Origin of the sequence: Phenylobacterium sp. (assembly GCF_046291545.1) — a bacterium.
In the GTDB taxonomy this organism is placed as follows: domain Bacteria; phylum Pseudomonadota; class Alphaproteobacteria; order Caulobacterales; family Caulobacteraceae; genus Phenylobacterium.
In genome coordinates this window covers 282,625-306,734 of record NZ_JBKBSM010000004.1, presented here as the reverse complement: position 1 = coordinate 306,734, position 24,110 = coordinate 282,625, and the positions used below count along the sequence as shown (strand labels likewise).

The 24,110-nt window shown below is 70.9% G+C and carries 19 protein-coding genes; 14 read left to right on the top strand and 5 right to left on the bottom strand.

Annotation, left to right across the window (positions count from 1 at the left end; genetic code table 11):
• Nucleotides 1-252: 252 nt before the first annotated feature.
• The 5 genes from kdsA to ACK4YQ_RS12565 all read left to right on the top strand — a co-directional run bounded on the left by kdsA (nucleotide 253) and on the right by ACK4YQ_RS12565 (nucleotide 5,930).
• The gene (gene kdsA / locus ACK4YQ_RS12585) at nucleotides 253-1,119 is read left to right on the top strand and encodes a 3-deoxy-8-phosphooctulonate synthase (RefSeq protein ID WP_409611760.1); all 867 of its coding nucleotides are present in this window, start codon (nucleotides 253-255) and stop codon (nucleotides 1,117-1,119) included.
• Between the two features lie 32 nt (nucleotides 1,120-1,151).
• The gene (gene rfaE2, locus ACK4YQ_RS12580) at nucleotides 1,152-2,630 is read left to right on the top strand and encodes a D-glycero-beta-D-manno-heptose 1-phosphate adenylyltransferase (RefSeq protein WP_409611750.1); all 1,479 of its coding nucleotides are present in this window, start codon (nucleotides 1,152-1,154) and stop codon (nucleotides 2,628-2,630) included.
• On the top strand, nucleotides 2,627-3,628 hold the full coding sequence (rfaD, locus tag ACK4YQ_RS12575) for an ADP-glyceromanno-heptose 6-epimerase (protein ID WP_409611749.1): 1,002 nt from the start codon (nucleotides 2,627-2,629) through the stop codon (nucleotides 3,626-3,628). Before rfaE2 ends, rfaD begins: the two co-directional genes overlap by 4 nt.
• A gap of 42 nt (nucleotides 3,629-3,670) precedes the next feature.
• Complete coding sequence (locus ACK4YQ_RS12570; RefSeq protein WP_409611748.1) at nucleotides 3,671-4,852, top strand: DUF3089 domain-containing protein; 1,182 nt, start codon at nucleotides 3,671-3,673, stop codon at nucleotides 4,850-4,852.
• A 76-nt stretch (nucleotides 4,853-4,928) separates the two neighbouring features.
• Nucleotides 4,929-5,930, top strand: a complete 1,002-nt coding sequence (locus tag ACK4YQ_RS12565) for an NADP-dependent oxidoreductase (RefSeq protein WP_409611747.1) — start codon at nucleotides 4,929-4,931, stop codon at nucleotides 5,928-5,930.
• Between the two features lie 4 nt (nucleotides 5,931-5,934).
• Here ACK4YQ_RS12565 and recG read toward each other — a convergent pair whose 3' ends face one another.
• Nucleotides 5,935-8,010 carry an ATP-dependent DNA helicase RecG gene (recG, locus tag ACK4YQ_RS12560; RefSeq protein WP_409611746.1) on the bottom strand — a complete coding sequence of 692 codons (2,076 nt, stop codon included), beginning with the start codon at nucleotides 8,008-8,010 and terminating at the stop codon, nucleotides 5,935-5,937.
• Between recG and ACK4YQ_RS12555 the strand changes: the two genes are divergently transcribed.
• From ACK4YQ_RS12555 to aspS, 7 genes are all read left to right on the top strand, one after another.
• Entirely contained in the window at nucleotides 8,009-8,395 is a 387-nt protein-coding gene (locus tag ACK4YQ_RS12555; protein ID WP_409611745.1) for a succinate dehydrogenase assembly factor 2, read from the top strand. The genes recG and ACK4YQ_RS12555 overlap by 2 nt on opposite strands.
• Nucleotides 8,396-8,423: 28 nt before the next feature.
• Nucleotides 8,424-11,870, top strand: coding sequence for a transcription-repair coupling factor (gene mfd, locus ACK4YQ_RS12550; protein ID WP_409611759.1), 3,447 nt, complete (start codon nucleotides 8,424-8,426; stop codon nucleotides 11,868-11,870).
• A gap of 120 nt (nucleotides 11,871-11,990) precedes the next feature.
• Nucleotides 11,991-14,240 carry a DNA topoisomerase IV subunit A gene (gene parC, locus ACK4YQ_RS12545; protein ID WP_409611744.1) on the top strand — a complete coding sequence of 750 codons (2,250 nt, stop codon included), beginning with the start codon at nucleotides 11,991-11,993 and terminating at the stop codon, nucleotides 14,238-14,240.
• A gap of 89 nt (nucleotides 14,241-14,329) precedes the next feature.
• Nucleotides 14,330-15,658 carry a serine hydrolase domain-containing protein gene (locus ACK4YQ_RS12540; RefSeq protein ID WP_409611743.1) on the top strand — a complete coding sequence of 443 codons (1,329 nt, stop codon included), beginning with the start codon at nucleotides 14,330-14,332 and terminating at the stop codon, nucleotides 15,656-15,658.
• A gap of 7 nt (nucleotides 15,659-15,665) precedes the next feature.
• A complete protein-coding gene (locus ACK4YQ_RS12535) occupies nucleotides 15,666-15,866 on the top strand; it encodes a hypothetical protein (RefSeq protein WP_409611742.1) in 201 nt (66 codons plus the stop codon).
• 140 nt (nucleotides 15,867-16,006) lie between these two features.
• Entirely contained in the window at nucleotides 16,007-16,276 is a 270-nt protein-coding gene (locus ACK4YQ_RS12530; RefSeq protein WP_409611741.1) for a hypothetical protein, read from the top strand.
• A 61-nt stretch (nucleotides 16,277-16,337) separates the two neighbouring features.
• Nucleotides 16,338-18,167 (top strand): aspartate--tRNA ligase, encoded by a 1,830-nt coding sequence (aspS, locus tag ACK4YQ_RS12525; RefSeq protein ID WP_409611740.1) that lies wholly within the window; start codon nucleotides 16,338-16,340, stop codon nucleotides 18,165-18,167.
• Between the two features lie 30 nt (nucleotides 18,168-18,197).
• Here the strand turns inward: aspS and ACK4YQ_RS12520 are convergent, their stop codons facing one another.
• From ACK4YQ_RS12520 to ACK4YQ_RS12510, 3 genes are all read right to left on the bottom strand, one after another.
• Nucleotides 18,198-19,121: a pentapeptide repeat-containing protein gene (locus tag ACK4YQ_RS12520; protein WP_409611739.1), complete on the bottom strand. Its 924-nt coding sequence runs from the start codon at nucleotides 19,119-19,121 to the stop codon at nucleotides 18,198-18,200.
• A gap of 86 nt (nucleotides 19,122-19,207) precedes the next feature.
• Nucleotides 19,208-19,696: a pentapeptide repeat-containing protein gene (locus ACK4YQ_RS12515; protein ID WP_409611758.1), complete on the bottom strand. Its 489-nt coding sequence runs from the start codon at nucleotides 19,694-19,696 to the stop codon at nucleotides 19,208-19,210.
• A 69-nt stretch (nucleotides 19,697-19,765) separates the two neighbouring features.
• Nucleotides 19,766-22,270, bottom strand: coding sequence for a ribonucleotide reductase (locus tag ACK4YQ_RS12510; RefSeq protein WP_409611738.1), 2,505 nt, complete (start codon nucleotides 22,268-22,270; stop codon nucleotides 19,766-19,768).
• A gap of 190 nt (nucleotides 22,271-22,460) precedes the next feature.
• Here ACK4YQ_RS12510 and ACK4YQ_RS12505 point away from each other — a divergent pair, with 190 nt between their 5' ends.
• Nucleotides 22,461-22,856, top strand: a complete 396-nt coding sequence (locus tag ACK4YQ_RS12505) for an NADH:ubiquinone oxidoreductase subunit NDUFA12 (RefSeq protein WP_409611757.1) — start codon at nucleotides 22,461-22,463, stop codon at nucleotides 22,854-22,856.
• 5 nt (nucleotides 22,857-22,861) lie between these two features.
• A complete protein-coding gene (locus ACK4YQ_RS12500) occupies nucleotides 22,862-23,491 on the top strand; it encodes a DUF2155 domain-containing protein (protein WP_409611737.1) in 630 nt (209 codons plus the stop codon).
• Here ACK4YQ_RS12500 and aat read toward each other — a convergent pair.
• Complete coding sequence (gene aat, locus ACK4YQ_RS12495) at nucleotides 23,446-24,093, bottom strand: leucyl/phenylalanyl-tRNA--protein transferase (RefSeq protein WP_409611736.1); 648 nt, start codon at nucleotides 24,091-24,093, stop codon at nucleotides 23,446-23,448. The two genes, ACK4YQ_RS12500 and aat, sit on opposite strands and share 46 nt — an antisense overlap.
• Between the last annotated feature and the right edge of the window lie 17 nt (nucleotides 24,094-24,110).

Sequence of the window (24,110 nt, the reverse complement as noted above, 5' to 3'; positions counted from 1 at the left end):
GCTTGTCCGCGCCCCGGGTCACAAGCCCCGCCGTCTCACATTCTCAAGCGTTCCCGCCGGCCGCCTCACGCCTGGGCCCCGGTCCTCGGCCCCTGGCCGAAACCAGGACGACGGCCGTGGGCGATCTCCGTACGTCGGGCAAATCCGTCGCCTTGGGACTGGGCGACACCGCCGCACTGGCCCGTCCGTTTCGGCCTTGTCCGCGCCACAGGTCCGCGCCACTTAAGCGCAACACCGCCCAACTGTCGGAAGATCGCCGTGACCCAGCCCAACGCCGTTATCGAGATCAAGGCGCCGACCGGCGCGCCGGTCCGGATCGGCAACGCCGAACGCCTGTCGCTCATCGCCGGCCCCTGTCAGATGGAGAGCCGCCAGCACGCGCTGGAAACCGCGCATGCGCTCAAGGAAGTCGCCGCGCGGCTGGGGATCGGCCTGATCTACAAGACCTCCTACGACAAGGCTAACCGCACCTCGGCCAACGCCCAGCGCGGCATGGGCCTGGATAAGGCCTTGCCGGTCTTCGCCGAAATCCGCGAAAGCGTCGGGCTGCCGACCCTGACGGATGTCCATGAGATCGAGCACTGCGCCCTCGTGGCCGACGTCATCGACGTGCTGCAGATTCCCGCCTTCCTCTGCCGCCAGACCGACCTCCTGGTCGCCGCCGCGCGCACCGGCCGGGCGATCAACGTCAAGAAGGGCCAGTTCCTGGCGCCCTGGGACATGAAGAACGTCATCGCCAAGATCACCGGCGCCGGCAATCCCAACGCCATGGCCTGCGAGCGCGGCGTGAGCTTCGGTTACAACACTCTGGTCTCCGACATGCGGGCCCTGCCGATCATGAGCCAGATCGGCTGCCCGGTGGTGTTCGACGCGACCCACTCGGTGCAACAGCCGGGGGGGCAGGGGACCTCGTCCGGCGGCCAGCGCGAATTCGTTCCGGTGCTGGCGCGCGCGGCCGTGGCCGTGGGAGTCGGCGCGGTCTTCATGGAGACGCACCCCGATCCGGACAACGCGCCCTCCGACGGGCCCAACATGGTGCCGATGAACGAGTTCGAGCCCCTGGTGCGCGAGCTTCTCGACTACGATGCGCTCGCCAAGCGGCGCATGCAGGCCGCTTGACCGGCGCGGCGACGCGCGCGACAGGCTGATCCATGGATCTTTCGGCTCTGCAGCAGGTGCTGGCCGCCGTCTCCGGCGCCCGCGTGGCCTGCGTCGGCGACCTGATGGTCGACCGCTTCGTCTACGGCGAGGTCACCCGGGTTTCGCCCGAGGCCCCGATCCCCGTCCTGGCCCGCGCCCGCGAGCTGGTGATGCTGGGCGCGGCGGGGAACGTCGCGCGCAACGTCGCCGCCCTGGGCGGTTCCGTCGCCTTGGTGGGGCTGATCGGCGGCGACGCCGAGGGCCACGAGGCCCTGCGCCTGGTGGGGGGCGAAAGCGGCGTCGAGGGGTTCCTGGTCAACGACCCGACCCGCCCGACGACGCTGAAGACCCGCTTCGTGTCGGGCGGCCAGCAGCTCCTGCGGGTGGACCTGGAAGAGAGCCACGCGGCGACCGGCGAGGTCGAGCACCGGCTGGTGCGGACCATCCGCGACGTCGCCAAGGGCGCCGGCGTGATCCTGATCTCCGACTACGGCAAGGGCGTGGTCACGCCGGCGGTGATCGAGGCCTGCCACGAAGCCTCCCGGCAGGGGGCCCGGGTGATCGTCGATTCCAAGGCGCGTAGCTTCGCCCGCTACGGCGCCGTGGACATCATCAAGCCCAACGCCGCCGAACTGGCCTACGCCACGGACATGCCGGTCTCGACCGACGCCGAGATCGAGGCGGCCCTGGCCCGGGCGCTGGAGCTGTGCGAGGCGCGCGCCGTGCTGGTGACGCGCGCGGCCAAGGGCATCTCCCTGGCGGTCCGCGGCGAGCCCGTGCGCCATTTCGCCGGCGTGCCGCGCGAGGTGTTCGACGCCTCCGGGGCGGGGGACACGACCCTGGCGGCTCTCGGCCTGGCGCTCGCGGCCGACGCGCCGATCGAGGCGGCGGTGCAGTTCGCCCAGCTCGCCTCCGGCGTTGCGGTGGGCAAGATCGGCACCGCCACCGTCTCTCCGGAGGAACTGATCGAGGCGGCCATCAGCGCCCACCTCGCGCCCGCGGAGGCCAAGATCGCCACGCCCCAGCGGCTGGCCGAGGAGGTGGCGCGCTGGCGGGCCAAGGGGCTGAAGGTGGGCTTCACCAACGGCTGCTTCGACATCCTTCACCGCGGGCATGTGGCCTACCTCAGCCAGGCGCGGGCCTGGTGCGACCGGCTGGTGGTCGGCCTGAACAGCGATGCTTCGGTGCGCGCGCTGAAGGGCGAGGGCCGTCCGGTCAACGATCTGGAGAGCCGCGCCCTGGTGTTGGCGGGGCTCGGCTCGGTGGACCTGGTCGTGCCGTTCGACGAGGACACTCCGCTCAAGCTGATCGAGATCGCCCGGCCGGACGTCCTGGTGAAGGGCGCCGACTACACCGAAGATCAGGTGGTGGGCGCGCGCGAGGTGCGCGCCTGGGGCGGGGACGTGAAACTGGCCCCCGTGGTGGAGGGCTATTCGACGACGGCGGCGATCGCCAAGCTGTCGAGCAACAAGGAGACGGCCGGATCATGAACCGCCGCATCGCCTTCGTCACCGGCGGGGCCGGTTTCATCGGCTCCAACATCGTGGCCAAGCTGGCCGAGGACCGCAGCCTCGACGTGGTGGTCTGCGACCGGCTGCGGGAGGCCGAACTCGGCAAGTGGCGCAACATCGCCAAGCATCCGATCGGCGACTTCGTCGCGCCGGACGCCATGTTCGAGTGGCTGGAGAAGCGCTGGCGCGAGGTGGAGGTGGTGATCCACATGGCCGCCATCTCCTCGACCACCGAGCCTGACGCCGACAAGATCGTTCAGCAGAACTTCGGCCTCAGCCGCGACCTGTTCCGCTGGTGCGCCGACCACCAGCGGCGCTTCATCTACGCCTCCTCGGCGGCCACCTACGGCGACGGCGCCCAGGGCTTCGCCGACGACGACAGCTACGACGCGCTGATGAAGCTGCGGCCGCTGAACACCTACGGCTGGTCCAAGGCGCTGTTCGACCTGTTCGCCGCGCGCCAGGCCGCGCGCGACTATGCGCCGCCGCAATGGGTGGGGTTGAAGTTCTTCAACGTCTACGGCCCCAACGAAGAGCACAAGCACTCGATGAAGTCGGTGGCCTCGCAGATCTGGCCGCACGTGCGCGACGGTCAGTCGGTGCAGCTCTTCAAGTCCTACCGCGACGACGTGCCGGACGGCGGCCAGAAGCGCGACTTCGTCTATGTGCGAGACGTCGCCGAGGTGGTGGAGTGGCTGGTGGCCAGCCCGCAGGTCAACGGGATCTACAACCTGGGCTCGGGCCAGGCGCGGACCTTCGAGGACATGGCCCGCGCGGTGTTCGAGGCGGCCGGCAAGAACGCCCAGATCGACTACACGCCGATGCCGCCGGCGATCCGCGACAAGTACCAGTACTTCACCGAGGCCCAGATGGGCCGCCTGCGGGAGGCCGGCTACGCCAAGCCCTTCACGCCGCTGGAGGAGGGCATCTCCGACTACGTGACCCGCTTCCTGTCCCAGCCCGACCCGTATCGCTAGAGGGTGTTGCTGGCGGCCTCGCGCTTCGTGTAGGCAGGGGCCATGGCGGAGAGGCCCAAGGGGTTCAAGCGTTGGCTCGTCGCGGGCCTGGCGGCGTTCACGGCGCTGATCGTGGTCGCCAGCTTCGTCTGGCGCGACGACATCCAGCGGACCGGGCTGGACCCGAAAGTGCCGTTCCAGACCTATAACCCGCCGCCGGCGCCGGACTACGCCGAAGGCTCGGCCTGGTACCTGGCGCCCAATCCGCGCAACGCCTGGAAGGCCTCCGACCCGCCGGCGGACATCTTCTTCATCGCGCCCACCACCTTCGACGGCGGCGGCGACTGGAACGGGCCGATCAACGATGCGCGGGCCGAGCGGCTGTTCCGCCGGACCATGGCGCCGAACTACGCCGGGCCCTTCGTGCGGGTCGGGCGGATCTTCGCGCCGCGCTATCGGCAGGCGAGCCTCTACAGTCTGCTGACCCTGCGCGACGATGCGCGCGACGCCCGGCGCTTCGCCTATGAGGACGTCGCCGCCGCCTTCCGCCAGTATCGCGACGAGTACAACAAGGGCCGGCCCTTCATCATCGTCGGGGTCGAGCAGGGCGGCACCCTGGGCGCCCGCCTCCTGGCCGAGGAGGTGGTCCCGCATGCCCGGATGAGCCGGCTGATCGCCGCGGCCTACCTGATCGAGACCGCCGTGCCGGCCGATGCGCCGCCGTTGAAGCCCTGCGACCGCCGAGCCGAGCCGGCGTGCCTGGCGGCCTGGGTGTCGGCCGGGCAGGGCGACCTGGAGGCGGTGCGCAACGTGCTGGACCGTTCGCTCGTCTGGGGGCCGGGCGGGCAGCTCGACAACCTGAACGGCCGCGAGCCCTTGTGCTTCAACCCCCTGCTTGGCGCGGTGAGCGACGCGCCGGCGCCGCCGCGGCTGAACCAGGGAGCGGCCAACGCGACCGGGCTGGAGTGGGGTGCGCGGCCGCCGTTCCTGACCCGCCAGGTGGCCGCCCACTGCGAGGACGGCGTCCTGCGGGTGACCCGGCCCAAGTCCACGGCCCTGAAGCCGACCGGCTCCTGGTCCGATCGCCGAAAAGTGCCTGGATACAATCTGTTCTATGCGGATCTTGAGGCGGACGCCAAAGCCAGGCTGGCCGCCCTGATGGCCGAGCCGGAGTTCGAGGCGGCCAAGCCCTCGGAGATCGAGGTCGTCGACATCACCAACACGCCCCTGCGCCGCATCGACTGAACGCTTGGCGGACGGGCCTGGAGCGGGCCATGGTCGGGGCAAGCAGGAACGAGCCTACACCCGAGGGAGCGAGCGCATGGCCGGGACGAACCGACAGATCGTGCTGGAGTCCATTCCGCAGGGACGCCTGGGCCCCGAGCACTTCCGCCTGACCGAGACCGAGCGGCCGAGCCCGGGGGAGGGCGAGGTGCTGCTGAAGGCCCGCTACATCTCGCTGGACGCGGCCAACCGCGCCTGGATGCAGGGCGCCACCTACCGCTCGGCCCTGTCGGCCGGGCAGGTGATGGCCGGCGGCGCCTTGGCCGAGGTGGTGGAGAGCCGCGCCCCCGGGCTGTCGCCTGGAGACCTTGTGTTCGCCGACATGGGCTGGCGCGACTATGCGGCGCTGCCGGCCAAGGGCTTGGCCAAGCTGCCGGCGATGGAGCCGCTGACGCATCTGCTCAGCGTCTACGGCGTGGCCGGGCTCACCGCCTATTTCGGCCTCCTGGAATGCGGCCGGCCCAAGCCGGGGGAGACGGTGGTGGTCTCGGCCGCGGCCGGCTCCGTGGGCTCGATCGTCGGCCAGATCGCCAAGATCAAGGGCTGCCGGGTGGTCGGCGTCGCCGGGGGCGCCGAGAAGGGGGCCTGGCTGACCGGCGAGCTCGGCTTCGACGCCGCCGTCGACTACAAGGCCGGCGCGCTGCGCCAGGAGCTGCGCGCGGCCTGCCCGGCCGGGATCGACGTCTATTTCGACAACGTCGGCGGCGACATCTTCGAGACCTGCCTGTTCGCCATGAACGTCCATGGCCGCATCGCCTGCTGCGGGGCGGTCTCGCAGTACGACGGCGCGGCGCCGGCCCACGGCCCGCGGGGGGTTCCGGGACTGATCGTCACCAAGCGCCTGACCCTGCAGGGCTTCATCGTCTCGGACTTCTACGACAAGCGCGAGGCGGCGCTGGCGGAGCTGAAGTCTTGGGTGGAGAGCGGTAGGCTGAAGGTCCAGGAGGACGTCATCGAGGGGCTGGAGAATACGCCGGCCGCGCTCGTGGGCCTGCTGCACGGCGAGAACCGCGGCAAGCGCATGGTCAAGGTGAGCTGAGGGCTCAGCCCGCGTCGCTGAGCTTTGCGCCCGGCCGCCAGTCGAACAGCTCCTGCAGGATCCGCAGGGCCTGCCCGCGGGCGCTGGTGAGCTGAGGATCGCGAGCGACGATCAGGCGGGCGTCGTCCCCGGCCGCGGCGATCAGGTCGCGGTGGGCGAAGGGATCGACGAAGACGTAGTCAGGAAAGCCCGACTGCCGAAGCCCCAGGGCGTCGCCGCCCCCGCGCAGCTCCAGGTCGGTTTCGGCGATGACGAATCCGTCGTCGGTGCGGCGCAGGATGTCGAGCCGGCGCTGGGCGACCTCGGAGAGCGGCGGGTCGTAGAGCAGCACGCAGGCGCTCTCCCGCCGGCCGCGGCCGACCCGGCCGCGGAGCTGGTGAAGCTGCGCCAGGCCGAAGCGCTCGGCCTGCTCGATGACCATGATGGTGGCGTTGGGCACATTGACCCCGACCTCGACCACCGTCGTGGCCACCAGCACCTTGATGACCCCGTCGGCGAACTCGGCCATCACAGCGTCCTTCTGGGCCGGCGGCATCTTGCCGTGGATCAGGCCGACCGAGGGGCCGATGCGCTCGCGCAGCTCGGCGTCGCGGACCTCGGCGGCCTTGAGGTCGACGGCTTCGGACTCTCCCACGAGCGGACAGATCCAGAAGGCCTGGGCGCCCTCGGCCACGGCCTTGCGCAGGCGCGCCTCGACCTCCTCGACCCGGGGCATGGGCACGGCCCGGGTGGCCACCGGCGTGCGGCCGGGGGGCTTTTCGTCGATCCGCGAGACGTCGAGATCGCCGTAGAGGGTCAGCTCCAGGGTGCGCGGGATCGGCGTGGCGGACATGGCCAGCAGATGGACCGCCCGGCCCTTGGCCTGCAGGCGCTGGCGCTCGTTGACGCCGAAGCGGTGCTGCTCGTCGACCACGGCGAGCTGCAGGCGCTGGAAGTGCACGTCGTCCTGGAAGAGGGCGTGGGTGCCCACAGCGACCTGGATCGCGCCCGACGCCAGGCCGCGCAGCTTGTCCGCCCGGCCGGCGCCCTTGTCGCGGCCGGTGAGCAGGATGGCGGCGACGCCATGGCTCTCCAGCGGCGCGCAGAGGGTTTCGAAGTGCTGGCGGGCGAGGATCTCGGTGGGCGCCATCAGCACCGCCTGTCCGCCGGCGGCCACCACGTCGGCCATGGCCAGCATGGCGACGACCGTCTTGCCCGAGCCGACGTCGCCCTGCAGCAGCCGGCTCATGCGCTCCCCCGAGGCGAGATCGCCGCGGATCTCGCCCAGCGCCCGGTCCTGGGCGCCGGTGAGGCGGAACGGCAGGTCCGCGCGGATGGTCTCGGCGATCCGGCTCGCCGGGGCCGGCGCCGCCGGTTCGGCGCGGCGCTCGGCCTTGCGCTGGGCCATGGCGAGCTGGTGGGCGAGGAGCTCGTCGTAGGCCAGGCGCCGCTGGTGCGGGGCGAGGGGGGAGAGATCGGCCTCGCCGAGGGGGCCGTGCAGACGGGCGAGGGCCTCGCGCCATGCGGGGAAGCGCTCGCGCTGGAGCCACGCCGGGTCCTGCCACTCAGGAAGTTCGGGCGCACGTTCCAGGGCCTCGTGCGCAAACCGGCGCACGCTGCGGGCGGGCAGGCCGGCCGAGGCAGGGTAGACCGCCTCCAGCAGGGGAATGGCGTCGGCCTGATCGGGCGGGACGAGGTGGTCGGGGTGGGCGATCTGCCACTCCGAGCCGAACCGCTCGACCTTGCCGGACACCAGACGGCGGGCGCCGACGGGATGGCGCGCTTCGAGCTGGCCGCCATAGCCGCCGAAGTAGACCAGCGTGAGGAACCCCGTCCCGTCGAAGGCGCGTACCTTCCAGGGCTGGGCCGGCGTGCGCGGCCGCTGATAGGCCTCGATCTCGACCGTGAAGATCTGCACCTCGCCTTCGACGGCGTCGGCGACGGTGGCCTGGCGGCGGCGGATCAGGCCGTGGGGCTTCAGGAACAGCACGTCGCGCACGATCGGTCCGGCCAGCTTCTCCAGCACCGGCGCCACGCGCGGCCCCACCCCCTTCAGCGAGGTGATGGGCGCATAGAGCGGAAACAGAATCTCGGGCCGCATGGGTCCAGCTTATCGCCGATCCGGCGGCGATTGGGCGCCCGCCTCGCGCGGGGTGGCGCTCGGCGCAAAGGCGGCCTATATCCGCCGCGCCTTCATGACGACCGACGACGCACGCCTCCGACGGCTGAAGTTCCGGGCCTGGCACCGCGGCTTCAGGGAAGCGGACCTCATTCTGGGGCCGTTTGCGGACACGCACGCCCATCTCCTGAACCCAAGTCAGATCGAGGAGTTTGAGCGCCTGATGGAGGCGCCGGACCACGATCTGTACAACTGGATCGTCGAGCGGGATCCCACGCCGCCTGAGATGGATGGCGAAATCATGCGGATGCTGAAGGCGTTCCGAGACCAAGCTTACAGCGCAAGGGAGCCCGGCCGTGGCGGCTGACGACGCGCGCCCGGCGCAGGGCGCGCAGATGAAGCGGATCGTCCAGGACGACGGCCGCCTCGACCTGATCGGCGCGCCGGAGGGGTTCGACGCCCTGGTGATGGGCGACATCGCCCGCGGGCGGGGCGGCCTGTCGGTGTTCGTGGCGCGGGATGGATCGCGCCTGTCGGCCTTCGTCGACGCCTTCGCTTTCTTCGCTCCAGAGATCGAGGTGCTGCAGTTCCCGTCGTGGGACTGCCTGCCCTACGACCGCGTCGGCCCCTCGCCGGGCGTCGCGGCCCGGCGGATGACCACCCTGGCGCGTCTGGCGCAGGGACTGGAGCCGGGCCGGCCGGTGCTGCTGGCCACCACCGTCCCGGCGCTGATGCAGCGCACGCCGCCGCGGTCGGCGATCAAGGACGCGAGCTACTCCGCCCGGGTCGGCAACGTCGTCGAGATCGCCGACCTGGAGCGCTATTTCGCGGTCAACGGCTACTCGCGGGCGTCCACCGTCTCGGAGCGGGGCGAGTTCGCCATCCGCGGCGGGGTGATCGACGTGTTTCCGCCGAGCGCCGAGGAACCGGTGCGGCTCGACCTGTTCGGCGACACCCTGGAATCGATCCGCGCCTTCGATCCGGAGACCCAGCGCTCGACCAAGCAGCTCAAGGAGGTCGAGCTGCTGCCGGTGAGCGAGGCGCTGCTGGACGCCGAGGCGGTGTCGCGATTCCGCACCGGCTATCTGGAGACCTTCGGCGCGCCCGGCGACGATCCGCTCTATGCGGCGGTCAGCGAAGGCGGCCGGCGGGCCGGCATGGAGCACTGGCTGCCGCTGTTCTACCCGCAGCTTGAGACGCTGTTCGACTACCTGCCGCCGCATACGGTGATCGGCCTCGACCACCTGGTGGAGGACGCCCGCGAAGAGCGCTGGAGCCAGATCGCGGACGCCTTCGAGGCCCGCGCCCAGGCCGAGCGGCGGGTGCACTATCATCCCCTCGAGCCCGAGCGGCTGCACCTGCCGGCCGCCGAGTGGACGGCGCGGATCGCCCATCGGCCGACGCGCCGCTTCTCGGCGTTCCAGGAGATCGAGAGCGAGACGGCGGTCGACATGGGCGCGCGCATGGGCCGCACCTTCGCCGCCGAGCGCGCCCAGGACAGCGTGAACCTGTTCGAGGCGACCGCCGCCCACGCCGCGGCGCTGGCGGCCAAGGGCAAGCGCGTGCTGTTCGCCTCCTGGTCGGAGGGATCGTCGGAACGGCTGGGCTCGATGCTGGCCGACCACGGGCTGAAGCGGCTGCCCTTCGCCCCCTACTGGCAGGCGGCCAAGGCCAACGATCCGAAGGTCCCGCAGCGGGTGGTGCTGCCGCTGGACTCCGGCTTCGAGACCCCCGACCTGGCGGTCATCTCCGAAACGGACATTCTGGGCGACAGGCTGGCCCGCCCGCGGCGGCGGCGGCGCGCGTCCAACTTCCTGGCCGAGGCGTCCTCGCTGACCCCGGGCGACCTCGTCGTGCACATCGACCACGGCATCGGCCGCTACGAGGGCCTGAAGACCTTGGAGGTGCAGGACGCGCCGCACGACTGCCTGGAGCTGCAATACGGCGGCGAGGCCAAGCTCTATCTGCCGGTCGAGAACATCGACCTTCTGACGCGCTACGGCTCGGACTCCGAAGGCGTGGTGCTGGACCGCCTTGGCGGGGCGGCGTGGCAGGGCCGCAAGGCCCGTGCCAAGGCGCGCCTGCGCGAGATGGCCGAGGGCCTGATCCGCATCGCCGCGGAGCGGGCCACCAAGACCACCGCGCCGGTGGATCCGCCGCACGGGGTGTTCGACGAGTTCTGCGCGCGCTTCCCCTACGAGGAGACCGAGGACCAGCTCAACGCCATCGGCGACGTGCTGGAGGACCTGACGGCCGGCAAGCCCATGGATCGGCTGATCTGCGGCGACGTCGGCTTCGGCAAGACCGAGGTGGCCCTGCGCGCGGCCTTCGTGGTGGCGATGAGCGGCCAGCAGGTGGCCATCGTCTGCCCGACGACGCTCCTGGCGCGCCAGCATTTCAAGACCTTCGAGCAGCGCTTCCAGGGCTGGCCGGTGCGAGTGCGTCGCCTTTCGCGGCTGGTGCCCGCCAAGGAGGCGGCCGAGACCCGCGAGGGGCTGAAGAAGGGCGAGGTCGAGATCGTCGTCGGCACCCACGCGGTGCTGTCCAAGCAGGTGGAGTTCAAGAACCTCGGGCTGGTGATCGTCGACGAGGAGCAGCACTTCGGCGTCAAGCACAAGGAGAAGCTCAAGGAGCTCCGCGCCGACGTGCACATGCTGACGCTGACGGCCACGCCGATCCCGCGGACCCTGCAGATGTCGCTGTCGGGCATCCGGGAGATGTCGATCATCGCCACGCCGCCGGTCGACCGGCTGGCGGTGCGCACCTACGTCACGCCCTGGGACCCGGTGGCGATCCGCGAGGCGCTGCTGCGCGAGAAGTACCGCGGCGGCCAGAGCTATTTCGTGACGCCGCGGATCAACTACCTGCCCGAGCTCGAGCGGTTCCTGCGCGAACAGGCGCCGGAGGTGAAGTTCGTCGTGGGCCACGGCCAGATGTCGGCGACCCAGCTCGAGGAGGTGATGAGCGCCTTCTACGACGGGCAGTACGACGTGCTGCTGTCGACCACGATCGTCGAGAGCGGCCTCGACATCCCCACGGCCAACACCATGATCATCCACCGGGCCGACATGTTCGGCCTGGCCCAGATGTACCAGCTACGCGGCCGCGTCGGGCGGGCCAAGGCGCGGGCCTACGCCTATCTCACCACGCCGGTGGAGAAGCCGATCACCCTGTCGGCGGAAAAGCGGCTGAAGGTGCTGCAGTCGCTCGACAGCCTGGGCGCCGGCTTCCAGCTCGCCAGCCACGACCTCGACATCCGCGGCGGCGGCAACCTCCTGGGCGAGGAGCAGTCGGGGCACATCCGGGAGATCGGGGTGGAGCTCTACCAGCAGATGCTGGAGGACGCCGTCGCCGAGCTGAAGGAACGCGGCGGCGAGGGCCTGGTGGACCGTGGCTGGTCGCCGCAGATCAACACCGGCGCGGCCGTGCTGATCCCCGAGGACTACGTGCCGGACCTGAACGTGCGCCTGGCGCTCTATCGCCGCCTGTCCGACGCCGAGAAGGCGGCGGACCGCGAGGCCCTGGCGGCGGAGCTCATCGACCGGTTCGGGCCGCTGCCGCCGGAGGCGGGCCAACTGCTGAAGGTGGTGGCGATCAAGGGGCTCTGCCGCGAGGCCAACGTGGCCAAGATCGACGTCGGGCCGAAGGGCGCGGTGGTCAGCTTCCGCGGAGACGAGTTCAGGAACCCCGTGGGGCTGGTCGGCTACGTCCAGCGCCATGCGGCCGTGTGGCGGGTCCGGCCCGACAACAAGGTGGTGGTGAAGGGCGAGTGGGAGACCCCCACCGAGCGCCTGAACGCCGCCGAACGCATCCTGGGGGAACTGGCCAAGCTGGCGGCTTAGCCTGGACCGCCGGCCCGGCCGGAACGAAGCGAAGACCCGACGCGCGGGTGCGACTGTGAGCCCCTTTCGCCGCCACGGCGGGGAGGGCCTAATGCGAGCTGATTCTGAGACCTGCCTGACATGACCAAGCACACTCCGCCGCCGTCCGACGGGGACGGCGACCGCATCATCGAAGAGCCGCTCGCCGAGGCCCTGTCGCGGCGCTACCTGGCCTACTCGCTCTCGGTCATCACCGGGCGGGCGCTGCCGGACGTGCGCGATGGGCTCAAACCCGTGCAGCGGCGCGTGCTCTACGCGATGAACGAGATGCGGCTGAACCCGGAAACCGCCGCGCGCAAGTGCGCCAAGGTGGTCGGGGAAGTGATGGGCGGCTATCACCCGCACGGCGACCAGGCGATCTACGACACCCTCGTGCGGATGGCCCAGTCCTTCGCCCAGCGCTACCCGCTGGTGGACGGGCAGGGCAACTTCGGCAACATCGACGGCGATAACGCCGCGGCCATGCGCTACACCGAGTGCCGGCTGACCGAGGCCGCCAAGCTGCTGCTGGACGGCATCGACGAGGACGCGGTCGACTTCAAGCCCACCTACGACGGCGAGGACACCGAGCCGGTCGTCCTGCCCACTGGCTTCCCCAACCTCCTGGCCAACGGCGCCACCGGCATCGCCGTGGGCATGGCCACCTCGATCCCGCCGCATAACGCCGCCGAGCTGATCGACGGCTGCCTGCTGATCCTGGACAAGCCCGACTGCACCACCGCCGACCTGATGGCGCACGTGAAGGGGCCGGACTTCCCCACGGGCGGCGTGATCGTGGAGTCCGCCGCCTCGCTGCTCGAGACCTACGAGACCGGGCGCGGCGGCGTGCGCACCCGGGCCCGCTGGGAGAAGGAGGAGACCGGGCGGGGGACCTACCAGATCGTCGTCACCGAGATTCCCTACCAGGTGAAGAAAGCCGACCTGGTCGAGCAACTGGCCGGGCTGATCGAGGCCAAGAAGGCCCCGCTGCTGGGCGACGTGCGCGACGAGAGCGCCGAAGACGTGCGCCTGGTGCTGGAGCCGAAGAGCCGCAACGTCGAGCCCGAAGTCCTAATGGAGAGCCTCTTCAAGCTCTCCGACCTGGAGACCCGCTTCTCGGTGAACATGAATGTGCTGGACGCGCGCGGCACGCCGGGGGTGATGGGGCTGAAGCAGGCGCTCAAGGCGTTCCTGGACCACCGCCGCGAGGTGCTGGTGCGCAGGGCGCGCCATCGGCTGGAGAAGATCGAGGCCAGGCTGCACATCCTGGACGGCCTGCTGATCGCCTACCTGAACCTGGACGAGGTGATCCGCATCGTCCGCTACGAGGACGAGCCGAAGGCGAAGCTGATCGCCGCGTTCGGACTCTCGGAGATCCAGGCCGAGGCCATCCTCAACACCCGCCTGCGCCAGCTCGCCAAGCTGGAGGAGATGGAGATTCGCCGCGAGCACGGCGAGCTGTCGGAAGAACGCGACGGCCTGTTGAAGATGCTGGCCTCCGAGACCCAGCAGTGGAAGCTGGTCGGCGTGGGCCTGAAAGCCGTGCGCAAGGTGCTGGGGCCGGACACGGCCCTGGGCGCCCGCCGCAGCCAGTTCGCCGAGGCGCCGCAGGTGGACGCCGAGGCGGCGATCGAAGCGATGATCCCTCGCGAGCCGATCACCGTGATCCTGTCCGAGCGCGGCTGGATCCGCGCCGCCCGCGGCAAGGTGGACGATCCCTCGGAGCTGAAGTTCAAGGAGGGGGACAAGCTCGGCTTCATCGTGCCGGCGGAGACGACGGACAAGCTGCTGATCTTCGCCTCCGACGGGCGCTTCTTCACCCTGGGCTGCGACAAGCTGCCGTCGGCGCGCGGCCACGGCGAGCCGCTGCGGCTGATGCTGGACCTGGACGACAAGGTCGAGATCGTCGACGTCTTCCCGCACCGGCCCGGGACCAAGCGCTTCGTCGCCTCCCGCGCCGGCTACGGCTTCATCCTGCCGGAGGAGGAGGCGATCGCCTTCCGCCGCGCCGGCAAGCAGGTGCTGACCGTCGACAAGAAGGGGGCGGCCTTCGCCATGCCGATCACCGGCGACCACGTGGCGGTGATCGGCGACAACGGCAAGATCCTGGTGTTCGAGGCCGCCGAGTTGCCGGAGATGCCGCGGGGCAAGGGCGTGAAGCTGCAGGCCTACCGCGAGGGCGGCCTGCGCGACGCGACGATCTTCGCCGCCGCCGAGGGCGCGACCTGGATCGACGGCGCCGGCCGCACCCGCGCCTGGCCCGAGTGGCGCGAATGGCTCGGCAAGCGCGCGGCGGCCGGCAAGCTGGCGCCCAAGGGCTTCCCGACCAGCAAGCGGTTCCGCCCCAAGTAGCCGCGGACGTGCTTGCCGCGCGCGGGGCGGACGCTAAGCTCGGCTGAAGCTCGCGCCGGAGTCGCGAGGTTGTCCGGGGGTCTGTCCACATGAAGTTCCTGCGTGCGCGGCTGGTCGCCGCCGCCCTGGCCGCGACCACGGCCCTGTGTCCGCCCGCCGCCGTCCTGGCGCGCGAACCGGCGGCCCTGGCCCAGGCGGCGAGCCCCGAAAGCGTCGGCTTTTCGTCCGAGCGGCTGAAGCGGCTGGATGCGGCGATGCAGAAGGTGGTGGACGACGGCCGGGTGGCCGGCATGACCACCCTCTTGGCCCGCCACGGCCAGGTGGTTTCCTTCAATACCTACGGCAAGGCGAGCCAGGCCACCGGCCAGCCGATGCCCAAGGACGAGATCTTCCGCATCTATTCGATGTCCAAGCCGATCACCGGCGTGGCGATGATGATCCTGTTCGAGGAAGGCAAGTGGCGCCTTGACGATCCGGTGACGCGCTACATCCCGGAGTTCAAGGACCTCAAGGTCATGAAGATCGACGCGGACGGCAAGCAGACGCTGGTTCCGGTCGAACGTGCGCCGACCATGCGCGAGCTGATGAGCCACACGGCCGGCTTCGGCTACGGCCTGTCGGACAAGCATCCGGTGGACGTCATGTTCCGCGAGCAGAACGTCTTGTCCTCCAACGGCCTGGACGAGATGGTGCGCAAGGTGGCGGGCATCCCCCTGATGTTCCAGCCGGGCGAGACCTGGTACTACAGCGTCGCCGTCGACCTGCAGGGCTACATCGTCGAAAAGCTCTCCGGCATGCCGCTTGGCCAGTTCATGGACGAGCGGATCTTCAAGCCGCTGAAGATGAACGACACCGGCTTCGTCGTGCCGCAGGACAAGGCGGGCCGGCTGGCCGCCGTCTACGCCGGAAACAAGGACACTGGCCAGATCGAGGAAGCCAAGGCGATCTTCGATTTCGAGCTGCCGGACTACACCAAGCCCCAGCCCCTGGAATCCGGCGGCGGCGGGCTGTTGTCCACTACCAGCGACTACGCCCGCTTCGCGCAGATGATCGTCAACGGCGGCGAGCTGGACGGCGTGCGGATCCTTTCGCCGGCCTCCGTGGAGCTGATGGGGACCAACGCCATTCCGGAGAAGGCGCTGGTGACCTTCAACGGCTCCAACGCCGCCGGCTTCAACGAGGCTGTGGGCTTCGGCCTGGATTTCGCGGTCGTGAACGACCCCCGCAAGGCCGGAACCCTGGTGGGCAAGGGAACCCTGAGCTGGGGCGGGGCGGCCGGCACCTGGTTCTGGGCCGACCCGACGAACGACGTCGTGTTCGTGGGCATGATCCAGCGCTTCGGCGGGACGGGCGGCGACGACCTGAGCGAACTGACCCGCACCCTAGTCTACCAGGCCCTGGTCGATCCGAAAAAGTAGGCGAGGCATGATCATGATCGACCCGCTGATCGCGGCCGCCTTCCAGCCCTACCTGCAGAGCGGGGAGCGGATCGTCTGGACCGGGCGGCCGCGGGGCGGGTGGATTCTGCGCCCGATCGACGCCTGGCTTATCCCGCTCAGCATCATTTGGGGCGGGTTCATGTTCTTCTGGGAAGCCACGGTTTCTTCTGGGAAGCCACGGTCCTGAGGCTTGCGCCTGCGGCGTCTGCGACGCCGCTCGTCCTGATCTTTCCGCTGTTCGGCCTGCCGTTCGTCGCCCTTGGCCTCTACTTGATCGTCGGCCGCTTCGCCGTTGACGCGTGGGCGCGCAAGAAGACCGTCTACGGCTTGAGCAACCAGAGGGCCCTGCTATTGCGACGGCTCAGGAACGAGCGGCTCCTGACGCAGCCGCTCGGCGGCGAACTGAGGCTGACCGGTCAGGGCCCGCGCTACGGCGCCCTGACGTTCGGCCGGCCCGCAAATCCGTTACTTTCGACGAACGGCTTCAAGATGTGGACCCCAGCCCTCAGCGACGAGGTGAGCTTCCAGGAGGTCGAGGGGGTGATGGACGCCTATCGACTTGCCTCGATCCCGCCCGGGGCGCCCCCCGCGCCTTGACAAGAGTCAGGCTACATGCGCCCTTCCGCGCCTCAATTTTCCTGAAGTTTCGCGAACGCCCATGCACGCCTACCGCACCCACACCTGCGGCGCGCTCCGCGCCGCCGACACGGGCTCGACCGTCCGCGTTTCCGGCTGGATCCACCGCAAGCGCGACCATGGCGGGTTGGTCTTCATCGACCTGCGCGACCACTACGGCCTGACCCAGCTGGTGATCGACCCGGAGACTCCGGGCTTCAACGTGATCGAGCGCCTGCGCGCCGAAAGCGTGATCCGCGTGGACGGCGAGGTGGTGGCGCGCTCGCCCGAGACCGTGAACCCCAACCTGCCCACCGGCGAGGTCGAGGTGCGGGTGCGCGCCGTCGAGGTGCTGTCCGAAGCCGCCGAGCTGCCCCTGCCGGTGTTCGGCGAGCCGGAATACCCCGAGGAAATCCGGCTGAAGAACCGGTTCCTGGACCTGCGCCGCGAGACCCTTCACCGCAATATCGTGCTGCGCTCGAACGTCATCGCCTCGATCCGGCGGCGGATGATCGCCCAGGGATTCATCGAGTTCCAGACGCCGATCCTGACGGCGTCCTCGCCCGAGGGCGCGCGGGACTTCCTGGTCCCCTCGCGCCTGCACCCCGGCAAGTTCTATGCGCTGCCGCAGGCGCCGCAGCAGTTCAAGCAGCTGCTGATGGTGGCCGGCTTCGACCGCTATTTCCAGATCGCCCCGTGCTTCCGGGACGAGGACTTGCGCGCCGACCGTTCGCTGGAGTTCTACCAGCTCGACGTGGAGATGAGCTTCGTCACCCAGGAGGACGTATTCGCCGCCATCGAGCCGGTGATGCACGGCGTCTTCACCGAGTTCGGCCAGGGCAAGCGCGTGTCGCCGATCGACCAGCCGATGAGCTACGTCGACGACTTCGGCCGGACCATCGAGCACAAGGGCTTCGAGCGGCTCACCTATCTGCAGTCGATGCAGCGCTACGGGACGGACAAGCCGGACCTGCGCAACCCGATCGTCATGCAGGACGTCTCCGAGCGGTTCCGCGGCGGCGGCTTCGGCCTCTTCGCGCGCATCCTGCAGGACGAGAAGAACGCCGTCTGGGGCGTGCCGGCCCCCAAGGGCGGCAGCCGCGCCTTCTGCGACCGCATGAACTCCTGGGCCCAGGGCGAGGGCCAGCCTGGCCTCGGCTACATCTTCTGGAGCGAGGACCAGGGCGGCTGGGGCGGGCCGATCGCCAAGAACCTCGGGCCGGAGCCGACCGAAGCGCTGATGGCCGAGCTCGGCATGGGCAAGGGCGACGCGGCCTTCTTCGTGGCCGGCGATCCCAAGGCGTTCGTCAAGTTCGCCGGCGCTGCGCGCACCAAGGTCGCCACCGATCTTGGGCTGGTGGACGAGGACCAGTTCCGCTTCTGCTGGATCGTCGACTTCCCGATGTTCGAGTGGAACGAGGACGAGAAGCGCGTCGATTTCTCGCACAACCCCTTCTCGATGCCGCAAGGCGGGCTCGAAGCCCTGAACACCCAGGACCCGCTGAGCATCCGCGCCTTCCAGTACGACATCGTCTGCAACGGCTATGAGCTGTGCTCGGGCGCGATCCGGAACCACCTGCCGGAGGTGATGCTCAAGGCCTTCGAGATCGCCGGCTACGGCGCGAACGTGGTGGAGGACCAGTTCGGCGGCATGCTGAACGCGTTCCGCCATGGCGCCCCGCCGCACGGGGGTCTTGCGCCCGGCATCGACCGGATCGTCATGCTGCTGGCGGGCGAGACGGCGATCCGCGAGGTGATCGCCTTCCCGCTGAACCAGCAGGGCCAGGACCTGATGATGAACGCCCCGTCCGAGGTGGCGGAGAAGCAGCTCAAGGAGCTGCACATCCGGCTTGCGCCGCAGGTGAAGGTCTAGGGGGGCCGCGCGCCTTGCCGGCGCGCGCCTCTAGTCCACCGCGACCAGGTAACGGGGGGCGGCGGGCGGCGCAGGCGGCGCGGGCGGCGCGGGGATGCGGCCACGGCTGCGCGGACCGACGCATCCACGGTTGACGAGGCCGGCGGGAAGGCGAGTGCCCTTGTCGAGGCAAGCCTGGTCGATCTGGTCCTGGCTGAGCCCCCGCACGCCCGACAGGTCGACCCCCGCCAGGGAGGCCCGCCTCAGGTCGGCGTCCTTGAAGTCGGCCCCCTTGAAGCTGGCGCCGGTGAGCGAGGCGGAGGCGAAGGAGGCGTCACGGAACCGGGCCCCGTCGAACCGCCCGTGCGACAGGTTCGCCCCCTGCAGGTTGGCGTCCGAGAAGTCGGCGCCGCGGGCGTCGGCGCGGCCGAGGTTCGCGCCCTGGAAGTCGGCGTCGCGGAAGCGCGCGCCCCGCACGTCGGCCCGCCCGAGGTTCACCGCGGTCAGGTTGGCGTCGCTGAAGTCGCCCTTGCGGATTTCGGCGCGTTCGAAGTTGGAGCCGGGGCCGTCCAGGTCTGAGGCGTCGATCCCGTCCATGCGGGCGGAGCCGAAATCGGCGCCCTTGGCCTCAACCGAACGCAGCTTGGCGTTCTCGAGCCGGGCGCCGGAGAAGTCGGCGCCCATGATCTGGCTGTCGCTGAGGTCGGCGCGGGACATGTCCGCGCCGCTGAAGTTGGAGCCGAAGAAGCGGGCGTCCCGCAGATCGGCGCCGACCAGGGAAGCGCCCTGGAAGTCGGCGCCCATGAAGTGCGCGCCGGTGAGCTTGCGCCCGGAAAGCTCGCATTTCGCACAGGAACCGCCGAACGAGACCATCCGCGCGATCTCCTTGTCGCCGCCGACCATGGCCCTGGCGGCGCCGGGCGCGGCCAGGGCGAGGGCGGCGAGGGAGAGAGCCAGTCGGGTCAATCGGGTCATCAGGAGCCGCAAGCTGAAAGCATGTGAACCCGGTTTGCGCGTTGAGGTCCGCGCACGCCACTTAATTCGCGGTAATTGTCAGCAGCTTAGCAGCGGGGAATGCGCAACCCAGGCGGGAGGCGGGTGCTGTCGTCTCCGCAGGCGCGATTGAGCTGGGCCTGGGTCAGGCCCGTGGCCCGATCCATCTCGGCGCCGCCGAAGTTGGTCCCCTCGAGGACGGCGCCGCGGAAGTTGGAGCCCTGCAGATAGGCCCCGACGAAGGTGGCGTGGGTGAGGTCCGCGCCGGAGAAGTTGGAGCTGGAGAACACCGCGCCGAAGGCGTTGACGTCGCGCAGGTCGGCGCCGGCGAAGCTGGTGCGGTTCATCACCGCCGCGGACATGTCGGCCTGGCGGAGCCGGGCGCCGGAGAAGTTGCGGCCGGCCACGTTCAGGCCGGCGAAGTCGGCCTGGAAGAGATTGCACTTGGGGCAGCTCGCGCCCTGGCGGGCCCGGGCGATCTGTCCCGCGTTCTGGGCGGCGGCGGGCGCTGCGGCGGCGAGCGCGGCCACGAGGCAGGCGAGGGCGAAGGGCTTCATCACGGCGAACGTCTCCCGGAGCGCATCCATAGCTGTCCTTCGCCTGCAAGCTTGGGGCCAGACGCCCGGTCAGCCGGTCGCATCGCCGCCGTCGCGCCGGTCCGCCCGCGCGCCGCAGGTCTCGCAGATCAGGCTCACGCCCTTGCGCACGACGGCCACGTCGCCGCACTCGGCGCAGACGTCCGCCGCTTCGCGCGGGGAGGGCCCATTGCCGCGCCGCGCGACGGGGGCCAGCATGACGAGGTTGTCCGGCGCCGCGCCGCGGGAAAAGCCGCGGGAGATGAACCGCGAGGCCGGCTGCAGCTCTTCTGTATCGTCGCCGTCGTCGGCCTTGCCGCGGCCCAGGCCGTCGGCGTTCAGCTGGGCTGGGTCGCCGTTGGCGAGATCGTCGCGGCCGAGATAGGACACGCCGAGCTCGCGGAAGATGTAGTCCAGGATCGAGGTGGCCGACTTGACCGAGTCGTTGCCCGTCACCGGACCCGCCGGCTCGAAGCGGGTGAACACGAAGGCGTCGACGAACTCGTCCAGCGGGACCCCGTACTGCAGGCCGATGGAGATCGCGATGGCGAAGTTGTTCATCAGCGAGCGGAAGGCGGCGCCTTCCTTGTGCATGTCGATGAAGATCTCGCCGAGCTCGCCGTCGTCGTACTCGCCGGTGTGCAGATAGACCTTGTGGCCGCCGACGGCGGCCTTCTGGATGTAGCCCTTGCGGCGATCGGGCAGCTTTCGGCGCGTGCGCTCGCGCTCGACGATCCGCTCCACGATCCGCTCGGCCGCAGCAGGCGCCGCGGCGGGGGGCGGTTCGCGCAGCGGGCGGGCGGGCGCTTCAGGGGCGCGGGGCAGGTCGAGGGCCAGGTCGGCCGGCGGCGAGCCGCGGCGGACGCGCACGGCGCCGACACCGGCCTCCGCCGCGTCGGCGAGGAGTTGCAGCGCCTCGTCGGGGGCGGCGTCCCACGGCAGGGTGAAGTCGGCGCTGGCCGGCCAGGCGAGGGTGGGCTGCAGGGTCGCCAGCATGGCGAGGTAGGGGCCGGGGCCGAGGTCGTCGCCGGTCTGCAGGATCCGCCGCTGCTCGGGGGTCAGGAACGGCGCATCGGCCAGGCTGGAGCGGCCGACGAGGTGGGCCTCGGCGGCGGCGACGGCGCCCGGCTCGAAGCCGGCGGCGGCCAGGACGTCGAAGCCCGGCGCGTGAAGGTCGTCCTCGCCGAGGCCCAGCACGTCGCGCAGGAAGCCCTCGCCGATCACGTCGGGGGCGAAGGCGTCGGACAGCCGCGCGGCGAAGGGCAGGGCGGCCTCGACGGCGGAGATCTCGTGCTCGGTGAAGCCGCGGGCCAGGAGCTCGCGGTGATTGACGCCCGGGGCCTGGGAGAGGTCGCCGGCGCCCAGCAGATAGGCCCTGGCGGCGGCCGTATCGACGCCCAGATGGGCGAAGGCCTGGAGCGAGCTTTCCGACAGCACCCGCACGATGCGGCCGTCCTCGGTCTCGGCCTGGACGACCGGGCCGCGCCAGGGCTCGGCCGACAGGGCGGCGCCGCCGAGCATGAGTTCGAGTTCCGGGTCCTCGAGCACCGCAAGGCCGCCTTCAGCGCCCAGGCCGCGCAGGACGGCTTCGGCGCGGGCGTGCAGGCCCCGGGCGGCCAGGCGCGCAGCTTCGGCGTCATAGGCGAGGCCCTGGGCCGCCAGCCAATCGGAAAGTCCGCCCAGGGCCACCGCGATCGGCCGGCCCTGCGCGCGCAGGGCGGTGGCCACGAGGCGGACGGCGGTCTCGAACCCGGCCCCGTCGAAGGCGTCCCCGGCGCCGAACGCCATCAGGTCGATGGCGCCGCGGGCGGCCCCTCCGGCGGAGGCGAGCCGATGGGCGTCCTGGGACGAGAACACCGCGCTCACCCCGCCCGTCTCCCACGCCGACAGGGCCACGGCGCGGCCGAGCTCGCCGCCGAAGGCGTTGCGGGCGCAGACGGCGATGAGGTTGGGTTCGGCGTCGAAGGGAGGGGCTTCGGTGCGGGCGTCGGCGTCGCCGGCCTTGGCGCGGGCGATCGCCTCCAGGATCATGACGTCGCGGGCCCCGGCGGCGCGTGCGGCCTCGGCGGCGCGGGCCAGGCTGGCGTTGCGGCGGATGTCGGCGCAGGCGTCGCGGTCGCCCTCGCAGCGGAGGACTGCGTCCATCACCGCCTGCAGGCGCGCGCCCAGCTCGGCGGCGGCGGCCTCGGCGGCGATCCGCCCGCGCCGCTGCGCCCGCAAGCGCGCCAGGGCCGGCGCAAAGCCCGGCTCGTTCATCGACACCACCTGCGGCGCCGGCCCTGCGGGGACCGGACGGCCGATGGCGATCGCGCCTGAGAGCATGGCCGCGCCGAGGTCGCGCCGGAAGGCGGCGCGCTCCCGCGGATTGGCGAACAGGCCCTGGGCGGCGGGGGCCTGGATGAGCTGTTCGGCGAAACGGAACATCGCCTCGGGCAGGTCGGCCGCGCCGTCCCCCCAGTCGACCCACGCCTCGACCCGCGCGTCCGTCCACGCAGAGGGCGCCAGCACCTCCAGCGCATCGTTTGCGCGTTCGAGAATTCGACGCTCGATTCTCACCGTCCGACTCGCAGCACCGCCCCAGATAAACGCGTAGGGAGCCTAAAGGATTCGGGCCTTCGTCGCGCAAGAGTTGTTGGGAAACGGGCGAAAAGCGCCGGCGACGGATGCGTCGCCGAGGCCGCTGGACCGCATGGGTGGCGGCGCCTATAGTCCGCGCCGTTTCCTGCTGGTCGGGGTTTACCGCAAAGTGCTGAAATCGATCTTCACCTGGTGGAACGGCGCAGCGTTCGGCGCGCGTTTCCATATCGGCCGCCGCGGCGTCCTCGTCGGCTCCGACGACTACGGGAACAAGTACTACGAGGCGCGCGACGCGAGCGACAGCTACGACGGACGCAAGCGCCGCTGGGTGATCTACAACGGCTACGCCGAAGCCTCGAAGGTGCCGGCCGACTGGCACGGCTGGCTGCGCTACACCTTCGACGAACCGCCGACCCGCGAGCCGCTGCCGCGGCGGGCGTACGAGAAGGACCACCTGCCGAACCTGACCGGCACGGTTCACGCCTGGCGGCCGAAGGGCTCGCTTACCCGCGGCGGCGAGCGCCAGCGCGCCACCGGCGACTACGAGGCCTGGACGCCGGAATAGGCCGCATGGCACGGCTCGCGCCCTTCGCCGATCGCAGAACCCCGCTCCGCGGCGCGGCGGCGGCCGTTCTGGCGCTTATCGCAGCCGGCGGCGCGCTCGCCCAGACCGCCGCTCAGCCGGCCGCGCCGGCGCCCGGTGCGCAGCCGTCCGACCCGGCTCCGGCCCAGCCGGCGCCGACACCGCCCGTCGTGCTCCCGCCGGAGGAGGAGATACCGCCGGCCGTGGCGGAAGCGCCCCCGGCGGCCGAGCCCAAGGCCGCCGCCCCCGAGCCTCCGCCAAAGCCGGAGCCGCCGGCCAAGCGCGCGCGCTACGACGTCGCCGTCCTGCAGGCGCTGGACAAGATCACCGCCGAGACGGTCCGCTTCGAGGCCGCCGTGGGCAAGCCCGTGCGCTACAAGAGCCTGGTCTTCACGGTCCGGGCCTGCGAGCGCTCGACTGAAGAGGAGGCGACGCCCGACGCGATCGCCTACCTGACCATCGAGAGCCAGCCCAAGGCGGCGCCCGGCAAGCCCACTCCGGCGGCGCGGCAGGCCTTTCGGGGCTGGATGTACGCCTCCTCGCCGGGCCTTAACCCGCTGGAGCACCCGGTCTACGACGCCTGGCTGATCACCTGCAGGGCGGCGGCGCCGTCGTAGGCCGGCGCGGCCGAGAAGTCGGCCCGCGCGCCCAGGGCGGCGCCGAGCCTGCGATGGTATTCGGCGCGACCGATCTCCTGGGCGCCGAAGCGGGCGAGGTGCTCGGTCATGAACTGGGCGTCCAGGAGGGTGAAGCCCGTCGAGATGAGCCGGGCGACCAGGTGCACCAGCGCCACCTTGCTCGCATCCCGCTCTCGGGAAAACATGCTCTCCCCGAAGAAGGCGCCGTCCAGGGACACCCCGTAGAGGCCGCCGACGAGCTGGCCCTCGCGCCAGCATTCGACGCTGTGGGCGTGGCCCTCGTTGAACAGCGCGCCGTAGAGCCGCTCGATCGGCCGGTTGATCCAGGTCTCCAGGCGCCCGGGCGCCTCTGCGGCGCAGGCGGCGACGACGTCGGCGAAGGCGGTGTCGCAACGGACGGCGAAGCGGTCCGACCGCACCGTGCGGGCGAGACGCCGGGGGATGTGGAACGCATCGAGCGGCAGGACGCCGCGCCGCTCCGGGTCGATCAGGAACACCCGGTCGTCGTCCCGGGCGTCGGCCATGGGAAAGACGCCGCGGGCGTAGCAGTCGAGCAGCTCGCGGGTGCCGAACGGACGCATGGAGCCGTTTTACCGCG

Excerpts from the sequence above, each read along its gene's own strand:
- rfaD (WP_409611749.1), top strand. The coding sequence starts at position 2,627 with ATGAACCGCCGCATCGCCTTCGTCACCGGCGGGGCCGGTTTCATCGGC.
- mfd (WP_409611759.1), top strand. The coding sequence starts at position 8,424 with ATGAAGCGGATCGTCCAGGACGACGGCCGCCTCGACCTGATCGGCGCG.
- ACK4YQ_RS12540 (WP_409611743.1), top strand. The coding sequence starts at position 14,330 with ATGAAGTTCCTGCGTGCGCGGCTGGTCGCCGCCGCCCTGGCCGCGACC.
- ACK4YQ_RS12555 (WP_409611745.1), top strand. The coding sequence starts at position 8,009 with ATGGGTCCAGCTTATCGCCGATCCGGCGGCGATTGGGCGCCCGCCTCG.
- ACK4YQ_RS12565 (WP_409611747.1), top strand. The coding sequence starts at position 4,929 with ATGGCCGGGACGAACCGACAGATCGTGCTGGAGTCCATTCCGCAGGGA.
- ACK4YQ_RS12515 (WP_409611758.1), bottom strand. The coding sequence starts at position 19,696 with ATGAAGCCCTTCGCCCTCGCCTGCCTCGTGGCCGCGCTCGCCGCCGCA.
- ACK4YQ_RS12520 (WP_409611739.1), bottom strand. The coding sequence starts at position 19,121 with ATGACCCGATTGACCCGACTGGCTCTCTCCCTCGCCGCCCTCGCCCTG.
- recG (WP_409611746.1), bottom strand. The coding sequence starts at position 8,010 with ATGCGGCCCGAGATTCTGTTTCCGCTCTATGCGCCCATCACCTCGCTG.
- ACK4YQ_RS12500 (WP_409611737.1), top strand. The coding sequence starts at position 22,862 with ATGGCACGGCTCGCGCCCTTCGCCGATCGCAGAACCCCGCTCCGCGGC.
- ACK4YQ_RS12535 (WP_409611742.1), top strand. The coding sequence starts at position 15,666 with ATGATCATGATCGACCCGCTGATCGCGGCCGCCTTCCAGCCCTACCTG.
- rfaE2 (WP_409611750.1), top strand. The coding sequence starts at position 1,152 with ATGGATCTTTCGGCTCTGCAGCAGGTGCTGGCCGCCGTCTCCGGCGCC.
- aat (WP_409611736.1), bottom strand. The coding sequence starts at position 24,093 with ATGCGTCCGTTCGGCACCCGCGAGCTGCTCGACTGCTACGCCCGCGGC.
- parC (WP_409611744.1), top strand. The coding sequence starts at position 11,991 with ATGACCAAGCACACTCCGCCGCCGTCCGACGGGGACGGCGACCGCATC.
- aspS (WP_409611740.1), top strand. The coding sequence starts at position 16,338 with ATGCACGCCTACCGCACCCACACCTGCGGCGCGCTCCGCGCCGCCGAC.
- ACK4YQ_RS12570 (WP_409611748.1), top strand. The coding sequence starts at position 3,671 with ATGGCGGAGAGGCCCAAGGGGTTCAAGCGTTGGCTCGTCGCGGGCCTG.